This window comes from Pantoea sp. BJFS-204, assembly GCF_049310725.1.
Taxonomy (GTDB): domain Bacteria; phylum Pseudomonadota; class Gammaproteobacteria; order Enterobacterales; family Enterobacteriaceae; genus Pantoea; species Pantoea agglomerans.
Genome location: NZ_JBMOWE010000005.1, coordinates 125,791 through 138,027 on the forward strand (window position 1 = coordinate 125,791; position 12,237 = coordinate 138,027).

11 protein-coding genes and 1 tRNA gene are annotated in these 12,237 nt (G+C 57.3%); 5 read left to right on the forward strand and 7 right to left on the reverse strand.

Annotated elements, in window-relative coordinates; all coding sequences use genetic code 11:
- Positions 1 to 10 precede the first annotated feature (10 nt).
- A complete protein-coding gene (locus ACO6VX_RS15275) occupies positions 11 to 1,054 on the reverse strand; it encodes a Gfo/Idh/MocA family protein (protein WP_022625251.1) in 1,044 nt (347 codons plus the stop codon).
- A 330-nt stretch (positions 1,055 to 1,384) separates the two neighbouring features.
- Between ACO6VX_RS15275 and ACO6VX_RS15280 the strand changes: the two genes are divergently transcribed.
- The 3 genes from ACO6VX_RS15280 (at position 1,385) to ACO6VX_RS15290 (ending at position 4,658) form a co-directional block, all read left to right on the forward strand.
- Positions 1,385 to 2,410, forward strand: coding sequence for a LacI family DNA-binding transcriptional regulator (locus tag ACO6VX_RS15280; protein ID WP_422431769.1), 1,026 nt, complete (start codon positions 1,385 to 1,387; stop codon positions 2,408 to 2,410).
- Between the two features lie 150 nt (positions 2,411 to 2,560).
- Positions 2,561 to 3,478: a TIM barrel protein gene (locus ACO6VX_RS15285; RefSeq protein ID WP_422431771.1), complete on the forward strand. Its 918-nt coding sequence runs from the start codon at positions 2,561 to 2,563 to the stop codon at positions 3,476 to 3,478.
- A gap of 10 nt (positions 3,479 to 3,488) precedes the next feature.
- Positions 3,489 to 4,658: a Gfo/Idh/MocA family protein gene (locus ACO6VX_RS15290; RefSeq protein ID WP_010252017.1), complete on the forward strand. Its 1,170-nt coding sequence runs from the start codon at positions 3,489 to 3,491 to the stop codon at positions 4,656 to 4,658.
- 262 nt (positions 4,659 to 4,920) lie between these two features.
- Here ACO6VX_RS15290 and ACO6VX_RS15295 read toward each other — a convergent pair.
- The 6 genes from ACO6VX_RS15295 to aspA all read right to left on the reverse strand — a co-directional run bounded on the left by ACO6VX_RS15295 (position 4,921) and on the right by aspA (position 10,648).
- A tRNA-Phe gene (locus ACO6VX_RS15295) sits at positions 4,921 to 4,996 on the reverse strand.
- Positions 4,997 to 5,103: 107 nt separating this feature from the next.
- Positions 5,104 to 5,679 (reverse strand): division control transcriptional repressor DicD, encoded by a 576-nt coding sequence (dicD, locus tag ACO6VX_RS15300; protein WP_010672020.1) that lies wholly within the window; start codon positions 5,677 to 5,679, stop codon positions 5,104 to 5,106.
- A gap of 63 nt (positions 5,680 to 5,742) precedes the next feature.
- Positions 5,743 to 7,443, reverse strand: coding sequence for a protein-disulfide reductase DsbD (locus ACO6VX_RS15305; protein WP_187515186.1), 1,701 nt, complete (start codon positions 7,441 to 7,443; stop codon positions 5,743 to 5,745).
- Entirely contained in the window at positions 7,419 to 7,733 is a 315-nt protein-coding gene (cutA, locus tag ACO6VX_RS15310; protein WP_422458183.1) for a divalent cation tolerance protein CutA, read from the reverse strand. Before cutA ends, ACO6VX_RS15305 begins: the two co-directional genes overlap by 25 nt.
- A 65-nt stretch (positions 7,734 to 7,798) precedes the next feature.
- Positions 7,799 to 9,100, reverse strand: a complete 1,302-nt coding sequence (locus ACO6VX_RS15315) for an anaerobic C4-dicarboxylate transporter (RefSeq protein ID WP_010252002.1) — start codon at positions 9,098 to 9,100, stop codon at positions 7,799 to 7,801.
- 111 nt (positions 9,101 to 9,211) lie between these two features.
- A complete protein-coding gene (gene aspA, locus ACO6VX_RS15320) occupies positions 9,212 to 10,648 on the reverse strand; it encodes an aspartate ammonia-lyase (protein ID WP_010251996.1) in 1,437 nt (478 codons plus the stop codon).
- Between the two features lie 328 nt (positions 10,649 to 10,976).
- Here aspA and ACO6VX_RS15325 point away from each other — a divergent pair, with 328 nt between their 5' ends.
- Positions 10,977 to 11,438 (forward strand): FxsA family protein, encoded by a 462-nt coding sequence (locus ACO6VX_RS15325; RefSeq protein ID WP_181955364.1) that lies wholly within the window; start codon positions 10,977 to 10,979, stop codon positions 11,436 to 11,438.
- Between the two features lie 460 nt (positions 11,439 to 11,898).
- Entirely contained in the window at positions 11,899 to 12,192 is a 294-nt protein-coding gene (locus tag ACO6VX_RS15330) for a co-chaperone GroES (protein ID WP_010251990.1), read from the forward strand.
- The last annotated feature ends 45 nt before the right edge of the window (positions 12,193 to 12,237 follow it).

Consider the following 12,237-nt stretch of genomic DNA (forward strand, 5'->3'; position numbering starts at 1 on the left):
TCCGGGCACATTAAGGTTGCTGTTCTTCATTGAAGGTCACGCCAATCTGCTGCCTGACGTTGTCCATCGCGGCCAGGGTGGTAATCGCCTGGTCAAGCGAATGGATGGGCGAATCGATCCGGTTCTGGCCGATACACCAGGCGAAGTGGTTAATTTCATGACAGAGCTGTTCATAGCGGCTGGCAGGCTCCTGCCACTGCAGGCGATGACGCCGATCGCTGGAGGTCAGTGTGAAGTTACCGGGCGCATAGAACTGGCCCGCCAGTTCCAGCGTGGCCTCGCGTCCGGCGATCACCGCGCCGCCTGGCGTGTTGCTGAACAGGGTGGTATTCAGCACCGAATGCATGCCGTGCTGATGGGTAAACAGCATCGACGTCTGACCGTTTACACGCCCATCCGGGACGGACTGGCCCCGGGCGACGATCGTGTCAGGCGCACCGCCGCCAACAAACACGCTAAGCGCCACCAGATAGCTGCCCAGATCCAGCATCGGGCCGCCCGCCAGATCGGCATTGAAGATGCGATGATCCGGGGTGAAAAACTCGCCATGATCGGCAATCAGGGTGTGAACATCGCCGAGCACGCCATCCTCCAGCAGCTGACGGATAACGTCATATTTCGGTGTGAAGTTGCACCACATCGCCTCCATACAGAGCAGGTTCGCGGCAGCGGCAGCCTGTTTAAGCTGTGTCGCCTGCTGAGCATTCAGCGCCAGCGGCTTTTCAATTAGCAGATGCTTTCCGGCGGCAATCGCGCGCAGACCATCGGGAAAATGGTGGTTGTGGGGCGTAGCGATATAGACCGCATCCACATCCTCCCGCGCCAGCAGCACGTCGATACTGCCCGTGGCATGGCTGATTGACCATTTGTCGGCAAAGGCCTGCGCTTTTGCCGGGTCACGCGCAGCCACCGCGGTGATCTGCTGATGGGTATGCTTGCGCAGTGCATGGGCAAAATGGTCGGCGATCCAGCCCGGCCCGATAATGCCCCAGCGCAACTGTGGTACCTGGCTGGCAGCGGTCAGGCGTGGAACCGGAAGCGTTGAAGGGAACATAACTTTTCCTTTTGTACGTGCAGGCAGGTGCTGCTCAGGGCTCCACTATAGAAAGCCCGCCGTCGTCGCTCTAACCTTTTAATGATGTGATCCCATCAACCCGATCGGCGCAGGATTTTTATCCGTTTTAGCAAATGGGCGTTTTAAAGAGAATGCAGAAAGAAATGAATGTTTCATTTTGCGAGGACGATCAAGATTAACGCTGACTTTCTATCAAATAAATGAGAGGAAATGGCTGTGCCGCGATAGAGTGTTGATGTCTCAGACAACAGAATATATAGGCGTAGCCGTCAGCCAGCGCTACAGAGAGCAGAAGCAGGGAGAAGGATGATGTCAAAAGTGACGATGACCGCTATTGCGCAGGCGGCGGGCGTGGGCGTGGCCACCGTGGATCGGGTGCTGAATGGCCGCGCGCCGGTGCGCAGCGTGACCGAGCAGAAAGTGCTGGCTGCGGCCCGCGAGCTGGGCTATCACCTGACGCAGGCACACATCCGGACAACATCGCCGCTCGCTACGGCAACAGTTCGCGTGAGCTTTATCCTGCTGCCTGCCCGTTATTCGTTTTATCAGCAGCTGGGCGAGGTGCTGAAACAGCAGCTTAAGGTGCAGCAGCCACAGGGCAGCGAACCTGAATTCTGCTGGCATGATATTCATGAAGTGGAGGCGGTGGCGCACTCGCTGCGTCTGCTGGCACAGCGCAGTGATGTGATTGCGCTGGTGGCGCTGGATCATCCGCTGATTCGTCACGCGATTCAGGATGTGTCCCGACTGGGCGTGCGGGTTTACGCGCTGTTTTCTGATTTCTCGCCCTGTGAGCATGCGGGGTTTATCGGCATTGATAATCAGAAAGCGGGACGTACGGCGGCCTGGATGGCACAGCATCTGCTGCGTCAGCCGGGATGCGTTGGGGTGCTGCTGGGCGATCACCGCTTTACCTGCCAGGAGAGCAGCGAGATCAGTTTCCGCTCTTACCTGCGCGAGTCAGGCATCAGCCAGCGGGTACTGGAACCGTTAAAAACGCATGAGTCGGGTGAAGGAGGCTATCAGGCGACCCGGCAGTTGCTGGACACCCATGATGATCTGGTGATGATTTATGCGCCCTGCGGCGGCATAGAGGGCGTGGTGCAGGCGCTGCGTGACAGCGGACGCAGGCAGATCGATCTGCTGTGCCACGGTCCGCTGCCCGGCGATGAGCTGGCGCTGATTGATGGCACCATTACGCTGATGTTGCGCCATCGTATTGATGCCATGGCTGCGGCGGTGATCGCCACCTGCCTCAACAGCCGGATGGAACAGCGCGACCATTTTGCTCAGGTGACCGTACCCTTTGAAATCGTGACGCGTGAAAACCTGTAGAAAGAGCAGGTTAGCGGGTATTTGATAGAAAACTATCATATAAAGAAATATTTAAACGCGATCTCTATCAAAAAATGAAACTTTCATTGTTGTCTGAGATGAAATTTTCATTTGATACTGCCAGCAGTTCTCACTGCACAGGCAGATATCATGACCTTTCACATTGCTAATGCGCCCTGTAGCTGGGGCGTCGACGATCCCGCTAATCCCTGGCTGCCGCCATGGCAGAAAGTCCTGACCGAGGCCGCTCAGGCTGGCTATCCCAGTATTGAACTTGGCCCCTGGGGCTATCTGCCAGCGGATGCAGCCGAACTGACCCGGCAGCTTAATGCGCATCAGCTTTCGCTGGTGGCGGGTACGATTTTTGATGATTTGGTCAGTGAAGCGCATTTCCCTGAACTGGTGACGCTGACCCACAACCTGTGCCGTACCCTGGCCAGCGTACCAGCCGCCGTCAAAACGCCCGGCGCCAGCGCGCCTTATCTGGTGGTCATCGACTTCGGGAATCCGGAGCGGGCGAAATATGCCGGTCAGTCAGAAAAAGCGCCACGGCTCTCCGCTGACGACTGGCAGCGCATGATGCGACACATCACCATTCTGAGTGAGATTGCCTGGCAGGAGTATGGCGTGCGACCGGTGATCCATCCGCATGCGGGCGGCTGCATTGAGTTTGCCGATGAGCTTGCGCGGCTGGTCAGTGATATTCCGCATCAGGTGGCTGGTTTATGCCTGGATACCGGCCATCTCTATTACGCCGGGATGGATCCGATCGCTTCGCTGCAACAGTACTGGACCCGCATCGATTACCTCCACTTCAAAGACGTTAACCAGCGGGTCTGGCGAGACGCCCTCTCTCACGGACTCGACTTTTTCACTGCCTGCGCGCAGGGGGTGATGTGTCCGCTGGGGCAGGGCGCAATTGACTATCCGGCGGTGCGCACGCTGCTGACTGAGCGTAACTATCAGGGCTGGATCACCATCGAACAGGAGCGTGATCCGCGCCATGCCGACACCAGTCTGCGGGATGTTAAAGCCAGCCTGGACTATCTCCGATCAACAGGATTTTGAGGACAACAGCATGATTAACGGTAAAAAAGCGGCTAATCGCTCGCTGCGCTGGGGCATGATCGGCGGCGGCGGCACCAGCCAGATTGGGTATATCCATCGCTCTGCGGCACAGCGTGACGGAAACTTTGTGCTGCTGGCGGGGGCATTTGATATTGATGCCGCACGCGGGCGTGAGTTTGGTCAGGCGCTGGGTGTGGCACCGGACCGCTGTTATCCCGATTATGCCAGCCTGTTCGCCGGGGAAGCCGCGCGTGAAGATGGCATTGAGGCGGTGTCTGTCGCCACGCCTAATAATACTCATTTCGCCATTTGCCGCGCGGCGCTTAACGCCGGGCTGCATGTGGTGTGCGAGAAGCCCCTCTGTTTTACGGTCGAAGAGGCGGATGAGCTGGAGCAGCTGAGCCGGGAGAAGCAGAAGGTTGTTGGCGTCACCTACGGTTACGCCGGGCATCAGCTGGTTCATCAGGCCAGGGAAATGATCGCCGAAGGGGCTCTGGGTGAGATCCGCATCGTTAACATGCAGTTTGCTCACGGCTTCCATAATGAGGCGGTGGAGTTGCAGAGTGAAAGCACCCGCTGGCGGGTCGATCCGCGCTTTGTCGGCCCGAGTTACGTGTTAGGCGACCTGGCGACGCATCCGTTATTTATCGCAGAAACGATGTTGCCACAGCTGAAAGTGACGCGTCTGCTCTGTTCGCGTCAGAGCTTTGTCGCGTCGCGTGCGCCGCTGGAGGATAACGCCTTTGTGATGATGGAGTATGACAACGGCGCAGTCGGCACGTTATGGGCGTCGGCGGTGAATGCCGGATCGATGCACGGGCAGAAGATTCGGGTCGTCGGATCGAAAGCCAGTCTGGAGTGGTGGGATGAGCAGCCGAACCAGTTGCGCTATGAAGTGCAGGGCGAGCCTGTGCGCATTCTGGAGCGCGGCATGGGCTATCTTAATCCGCGCGCGCTGGAAGAGGACCGCATTGGCGGAGGGCATACCGAGGGGTTATTTGAAGCCTGGTCCAATCTTTATCGTCGCTTCGCACTGGCGATGGATGCCACCGATCGCCGTGACACCGACTTCCTGCAGGATTTCTGGTATCCCGACGTGCATGCCGGATTAATGGGCGTGCGCTGGGTCGCGCAGTGCGTGAAATCGGCGGATGCCGGTGCAGTGTGGGTGGCGTGCTGAAGCAGAGGGTGAGCCACAGGATGTGGCGAGTGTATCGAACCTTCGATAACGGGCTCGCTACACAAAAGCAAAAAACCCGCCAGAGGCGGGTTCTTTAAATATGGTGCCCGAACCCGGACAAAAATGCCGGGAGCATTTTTGCATCGCGCGGCTTCGCGCGACCCGGAGGGTGAGCCACAGGATGTGGCGAGTGTATCGAACCTTCGATAACGGGTTCGCTCCACAAAAGCAAAAACCCGCCAGAGGCGGGTTCTTTAAATTTTGGTGCCCGAACCCGGAATCGAACCAGGGACACGGGGATTTTCAATCCCCTGCTCTACCGACTGAGCTATTCGGGCAACGGGGCGCATTAAACCGTAAAGGCCGCGGGTCGTCAACGGCTTTCACCAAAAAACCCCTGGAAACGTGACTGATTGCCTGATTTTCAGTCAAAGCGGGTAAAACCTCAGGCCAGCGCGCCATTTTTACGACACAGCGCGATGCTGTAAACATCCTCCGCCAGCCGCTGTGCGGTGGCGACATCCTGCACATTGCGCTTCACCAGCAGCTTGCTGAGGCAGCCTTCAAGAATCAGCTCCATCTGATCGGCCACCATGCTGGGGTTGTCCAGCGCCTGCTCCACCAGAATGTCGTGGGTGAACTGCCATGAGCCGCGTTTCTGCTGTTCGGCCAGTTGATGGATGGGCTGATCGGGCTGCGGGTAGAAGCTACAGGCGGCAATAAACAGGCAGCCAGGAAAGCGTCCTTTGCTGACCTGCTCACTCAGGACCTCATAGCGTGCCATCAGCTTCTGGTCGGGCGACAGCGATTCATCCAGCAGGATCTGGCGTCGCCAGGTATCAATCTGCTGCCCGTGATAGCGCAGCGCATCGTAGAGCAGGGCGTCACGATCGGGCCAGAACTGCTGAAGCTGGTCATGGGTTAATTCGGATCCCGCCAGGGTTTCCAATGAGAGGGTGGCGGCGAGGCCGTTCTGTTCAAGCACATTCAATGCATGCTCGAGTATCTGTTCACGCTGCAAGTGACTCTCCTCTGGTATGCAGGCCCGGTAAGGCACCGGGCAATGACCTGACTCCAGTGTTGTTTACGGGGTAAGTTTCTGCAAATGCGCCCGGAACTCGGCGGCATTGAGAAACCCGGTGATGCGCGATCCGGCGATTTCGCGGCCCTGCGCATCAAAGAACAAAATCGTCGGTAAGCCCAGCACCTGAAGGTGCTGCAACAGCGCGTTGTCACTGGCGTTGTTGGCGGTGACGTTAGCCTGGAGCAGCTGTACCTGACTCAGGCTATCGCGCACGGCGCTGTCACTAAAGGTATATTTTTCAAACTCTTTACAGGCGACGCACCAGTCAGCGTAGAGATCAACCATGGTGATGCGGCCGCGGGCCTGCTGCAGCGCGCTATCAAGCTGCTGCGGCGTCTGGATAGTATGGAACGGCAGCGGTGCCACAGCCTGCTGCTGCGCCGGTCCGCCAAAGGCCCAGTCCTGCAACGGGCGTGCGCTGATCAGCGCAGCGGCCAGCATGATAATCTGCACTACGCGCCACTTACCACTGCTGGCGCGCAGGCTGACGCTGAACGCCCAGCCAAAGAACGCGACGCCGAGCAGGCTCCAGAGTCGCAATCCCCACGCATCGCCCAGCACCCGCTCCAGCAGGAAGACCGGCAGCGCCAGGATGACAAAACCAAAGCCCTCTTTAACGGTTTGCATCCACGGGCCGCTTTTCGGCAGCAGCCGGTTACCAAACAGGGTCACGGCGATCAGCGGTAATCCCATTCCGACCGCATAGAGCCACAGCGTCCCGGCACCGGCCCACAGATTTCCGCTCTGCGCGATGTAAAGCAGAATGGCGCTGAGCGGGGCCGTGGTGCAGGGCGAGCAGATCAAACCTGCCAGCGCGCCCATCAGGAAGACGCCGGGCAGCGAGCCACCCTGCTGACGATTACTCCACAGGGTCAGGCGGGTTTGCAGGCTGGCGGGCAGTTGCAGCGTAAACAGGCCGAACATCGACAGCGCCAGCACGATAAACAGCAGTGAGAGCGTGAACAGCACATAAGGATGCTGCAACGCGGCCTGGAAGCGCAGGCCCGCTGCCGCGACGACTACTCCCAGCAGCGTGTAGGTCAGCGCCATCCCCTGCACATAGACCATCGCCAGCGCGAACAGCCGGCCCAGCGAATAGTGGCGCTGTCCGCCAAGGATAATGCCGGAGATCAGCGGATACATCGGCAGTACGCAGGGCGTAAACGCGACACCGATACCAATCAGTAGCGCCCAGAGCGGCGAGAAAGGCAGCGGGCTGGCGGGCGCGGGCTGAGCGCTGACCGGCGGCGGTGCGCTGCTGGCGGTTACCGCACTTACCGGAACGCTGCGCGTCTCTGGCGGATAACAGAATCCGGCGGCGGCACAGCCCTGATAAGTCACACTGAGCGTGGCGCCGCTGGCCGCCTGTTGCAGCGTCACCGGCAGCGTCAGATCCTGCGGATAGATTTCACTTTTGCCGAAGAATTCATCTTCATGCGGCTGACCGGCCGGCAGCGTTAACGGCGCGATGGTCGCGTTCTGCGGTGTGATATGGATCTGCTGGCGATAGAGGTAGTAACCCGATTTCACTTTCCAGTGCAGGTTGAGCTGCGCGCCCTGCTGGTCGAAGTCAAAAGTAAAGGCCTGATCGACCGGCACAAAGCGACTGGTCCCCGGATTTGAAAAGAGTGAAGCGTGCGCCTGCAGGCCGATAAACAGCGTCAGCAGAAGCGTAATTAAGCGAGAGATGCGTGCAGCCATGACAAGTATTTACTGTCTCCATATTGAACCGGCAGCGCCAGCAGTTCGGGCACATCGTAAGGGTGAGCGTCTTGGAGCAGATCACACAGCGCCTGCTGATGATCGCTGTCGCATTTCAGCAGCATCTGGACTTCGTTGCTCTGCTCCATTTTTCCCTGCCAGAGATACCAGGAGGTGGCGCCCGGCAGCAGTGTGACACAGGCCGCCAGCCTGGCTTCCAGCGCTAAGCCAGCAAGGTGCTCCGCCGTGACCTGATCGGGTGTGGTGCAGAGGATAACGACAGCATTCATCCTGTGACTCCTGTTTTAAAGAGCGCCGATGATAGCATGCTCCATCCGTAACACGAGGAGTGCGCTTATAGCAGCAATCCGCCAAAAATGAAGCCAGAGAGCACCGACAGCGCAATGGCGATCACGCCGGGAATGATAAAGGCATGGTTAAACACATACTTGCCAATCCGGGTCGAACCCGTGTCATCCATCTCTACTGCGGCCAGCAGGGTCGGGTAGGTCGGCAGCACAAACAGCGCTGAAACCGCCGCGAAGGAAGCGATGGCAGTAAGCGGCGTAACGCCCAGCAGCAGCGCGGCGGGCATCAGCGCTTTGGTGGTCGCAGCCTGCGAGTAGAGCAGCATCGAGGCGAAGAACAGCACCAGCGCCAGCATCCACGGATAGGTTTTCAGCGTGTCGCCCGCCAGCATCTGAATCTCCGCCAGATGTGCCTTCACAAAGGTATCGCCCAGCCAGGCGACGCCCATCACGCAGATACAGGCGCTCATGCCGGACTTAAAGGTGCTGGCGCTGAGGATTTCGCTGGTGTCGAGTTTGCAGGTCAGGCTGATCAGCGTGGCGATGGTCAGCATAAACACCACAATCGCTTCATTGCGTGGCAGTGGCGGATTGACGATCAGCCCGACGCTGGCGCTGGTCGCGGTGGCATAAAGCACCACGGCCACAATGCCCGTCAGAAACAGCAGCACCGATTTTTTCGCGCCCGGTTTTGCCTGGTAGAGGCTGGCGCCGCGCAGCGTGACTTCGCCTTTGGCGAGACGCGCCTGATAAACCTCATCATCCTTTAGCTCACGGCCTAAGAAGTTAGTCACCAGAGCCGCCAGGAAGAGGCCCACCATGGTTGAGGGGATGGCAATCGCCAGCAGCGTGATATAGCTGACGCCGCGCGGCTCAAGCAAAGTGGCGAAGAAAACCACTGCGGCTGAAATGGGTGATGCGGTAATCGCGATCTGCGAAGCCACTACCGCAATCGACAGCGGCCGGGAAGGGCGAACGCCTTGCTCTTTCGCCACTTCGGCAATCACCGGTAATGTTGAGAACGCGGTATGTCCGGTACCGGCCAGTAGCGTCATCAGGTAGGTCACTAGTGGGGCCAGCAGCGTAACGTGGCGTGGATGGCGGCGCAGCAGGCGTTCCGCCAGACTCACCAGATAATCCATCCCGCCTGCCACCTGCATGGCGGCTATCGCGGCGATCACCGCCATGATGATTTCAATCACATCGAACGGAATAGCACCGGGTGCCATGCCAAATCCCAGCGTCAGGATCAGCACGCCCATTCCGCCTGCGAACCCGATACCAATGCCGCCAAGACGTGCGCCCAACCAGATCGCCATCAAGACGATAAGCAGCTCAACCACAAACATGAATGACTCCTGAAAGATAAACCGGTAATAGCCGGGTGTGCTGTTTAACAAAAAAAAAGGCACACCGTGTTGATCGCGGTGTGCCTTTGGTTAACCAGCGTCGGTTAAACCTTACTGTTCGTTTTCATCAGTATAACGTTTGGCTTTATAAACCGGGTACATCAGGTTCTGCACCGAGAAGATATCGTCCAGCTCACTTTCCGTCAGCAGGCCGCGCTCCAGCACGACTTCACGTACGCTTTTACCGGTTTCCGCACAGATTTTGCCGACGATGTCGCCGTTGTGGTGGCCGATGTAAGGGTTAAGGTAAGTCACGATACCAATCGAGTTGAAGACATAGGCTTCGCACACCGCGCGGTTGGCGGTAATGCCGTTGATGCACTTCTCCAGCAGGTTGTAGCAGGCGTTAGTCAGAATGCTGATCGACTCAAACAGCGCCTGGCCAATCACCGGCTCCATCACGTTGAGCTGCAGCTGGCCCGCTTCAGAGGCCATCGTCACGGTGATGTCGTTGCCAATCACTTTGAAGCAGACCTGGTTTACCACCTCCGGTACAACCGGATTGACCTTGGCGGGCATGATAGAGGAACCCGCCTGCAGCTCTGGCAGATTGATTTCATTCAGGCCTGCACGCGGGCCAGAGGAGAGCAGGCGCAGGTCGTTACAGATTTTAGAGAGCTTCACCGCCAGACGTTTCAGCGATGAATGGACCATCACATAGGCGCCGCAGTCGGAGGTTGCTTCAATCAGATCTTCCGCCGGCACCACCGGCAGGTTGCTGACTTCCGCCAGACGCTGTACCGCCAGGTGCTGATAGCCTTCCGGCGTGTTGAGGCGGGTGCCGATGGCGGTCGCGCCCAGGTTCACTTCCAGCAGCAGTTCAGCGGTACGCAGAATGCTTTTGGTCTCTTCGTTCAGCAGTACGCTGAAGGCGTGAAATTCCTGCCCGAGGGTCATCGGCACGGCATCCTGCAACTGGGTACGGCCCATTTTCAGGATGGTCTGGAATTCATCGGCTTTGTGCTGGAAGCCTTCGGCCAGCTGACTGATGCCATCAAGCAGTTTCAGTAGCGAGCTGTAGACCGCGATGCGGAAACCGGTTGGGTAGGCGTCGTTGGTGGACTGGCATTTGTTCACATGATCGTTGGGGTTGAGGTACTGATATTCCCCTTTCTGGTGGCCCATCAGCTCAAGGCCGATGTTCGCCAGCACTTCATTGGTGTTCATGTTGACCGAGGTTCCGGCACCGCCCTGATAAACATCCACGGGGAACTGGTCCATACAGCGGCCGTTGTTAAGCACTTCGTCGCAGGCCTTAATGATGGTATCGGCAATGTTGCGCGGGATGGTCTGCAGCTCTTTGTTGGCCATCGCCGCCGCTTTTTTTACCATCACCATGCCGCGGACAAATTCAGGTATGTCGCTGATTTTGCTGTTGCTGATATAAAAATTCTCAATCGCACGCAGAGTATGAACGCCATAATAGGCATCCGCCGGAACTTCGCGCATACCTAACAGGTCTTCTTCGATACGAATGTTGTTCGCCATGATAACCTTCTTGTTGTTGCCGCTAACCATCACAAAGGATGTGTTTATTTTGTCGTGGTGTACCCGTGCCGACATATTATCCGTCTTCATAGGGGCGTGTGCGATCATATTCTGATGCATATGAAAAGCACGCATGCAGATCACTTAATGCTGCAGCCTGGTTAACGATATGTGAAGTTGGTTACAAAATTAACCCCGCAGGATAAATTTGACAGGATCGGTTGAAAATGGCGGCTCGGGTGCCCATCTCTTTTCTTATCATCCTCAGGATGAACGCTTTCTGCTGACCGGCACGCTGCCGTTCAGCCCCTACTTACAGGAGAGTACGGTGCGCTGGATACCGTTATTAGTCTTTTTCGTTCTGGCCTGGATTGAGATTTCCCTCTTCATTCAGGTTGCACACGTCATGGGCGTGCTGCTTACCATGCTGTTGGTGGTCTTCACCTCGTGCATCGGCGTCTCGCTGGTCAAAAATCAGGGCATGAAAAACTTTATGCTGATGCAGGAGAAGCTGGCACGTAATGAAAGCCCGGCCAATGAGATGATCAAAAGCGTGTCGCTGATCATCGCCGGTTTCCTGCTGCTGCTGCCTGGTTTCTTTACCGACCTGCTGGGCCTGCTGCTGCTGCTGCCACCGGTGCAGAAACATCTGACGCTGAAGCTGATGCCTCATCTGCGCGTCTGGCGGGGGCCGGGAGCCGGTCCAGACAGCGGCTACACCATGGATGGCGAGTTCGAGCGTAAAGAGAGCGATCGCCTTGAGCATCATGACGATCACAAGGATCGTTAACCGCAGCTGTCACCTCTGAAAGCGCAACCTACGGGTTGCGTGAGATTGTTGAAAAGCCTGACCCGGCCAGCTGTGAGACCGGAGCCGCACAGGGAACAGGGTCAGATCGGAAAGTCGCAAAATCGTCATCCATGACTTCTCGGCCCGCGCCATCCGTGGCGCGGGCCGCTTTCCTCTTCTGACCCTGTTTCCTGCGCCCTGAGCTTAGCCGTTGCTGCCAGGGTCATCCTGTACTGAGTTTGTCAGCACGCTGGCGCAACCTACGGGTTGCGTTTTTTATCTGCCCCATCATCTGTTCAAAAAGCCATCACTTATCACTCACACGTAAAAAATTTGTTGTCCGCCCCCTTGAAAGTGGGTGGCAGCGGCCCTATCTCTCTGGTCACGAGGCCGGAAGCCATGCAGCCCGGTGTTCAACCCCAAAACTGAATGATTGGACTTCTCAAAGGAGAGCTATCAAATGAAAATTCGTCCATTGCACGATCGCGTTATCGTCAAGCGTAAAGAAGTTGAAGCTAAATCAGCTGGCGGCATCGTGCTGACCGGTTCCGCAGCCGGTAAATCCACCCGTGGTGAAGTACTGGCTGTCGGCAATGGCCGCATCCTTGAGAGTGGCGACATTAAGCCGCTGGACGTGAAGGTTGGCGACATCGTGATCTTCAGCGAAGGTTACGGCGCGAAAACCGAGAAAATCGACAACGAAGAGGTGCTTATCATCTCTGAGAGCGACATTCTGGCCGTTGTTGAAGCGTAATTTTTACGCGTAATTCACTGAACGAAACGAATTTAAGGGATATTT

Excerpts from the sequence above, each read along its gene's own strand:
- ACO6VX_RS15275 (WP_022625251.1), bottom strand. The coding sequence starts at position 1,054 with ATGTTCCCTTCAACGCTTCCGGTTCCACGCCTGACCGCTGCCAGCCAG.
- ACO6VX_RS15280 (WP_422431769.1), top strand. The coding sequence starts at position 1,385 with ATGTCAAAAGTGACGATGACCGCTATTGCGCAGGCGGCGGGCGTGGGC.
- ACO6VX_RS15285 (WP_422431771.1), top strand. The coding sequence starts at position 2,561 with ATGACCTTTCACATTGCTAATGCGCCCTGTAGCTGGGGCGTCGACGAT.
- ACO6VX_RS15290 (WP_010252017.1), top strand. The coding sequence starts at position 3,489 with ATGATTAACGGTAAAAAAGCGGCTAATCGCTCGCTGCGCTGGGGCATG.
- ACO6VX_RS15305 (WP_187515186.1), bottom strand. The coding sequence starts at position 7,443 with ATGGCTGCACGCATCTCTCGCTTAATTACGCTTCTGCTGACGCTGTTT.
- cutA (WP_422458183.1), bottom strand. The coding sequence starts at position 7,733 with ATGAATGCTGTCGTTATCCTCTGCACCACACCCGATCAGGTCACGGCG.
- ACO6VX_RS15315 (WP_010252002.1), bottom strand. The coding sequence starts at position 9,100 with ATGTTTGTGGTTGAGCTGCTTATCGTCTTGATGGCGATCTGGTTGGGC.
- aspA (WP_010251996.1), bottom strand. The coding sequence starts at position 10,648 with ATGGCGAACAACATTCGTATCGAAGAAGACCTGTTAGGTATGCGCGAA.
- ACO6VX_RS15330 (WP_010251990.1), top strand. The coding sequence starts at position 11,899 with ATGAAAATTCGTCCATTGCACGATCGCGTTATCGTCAAGCGTAAAGAA.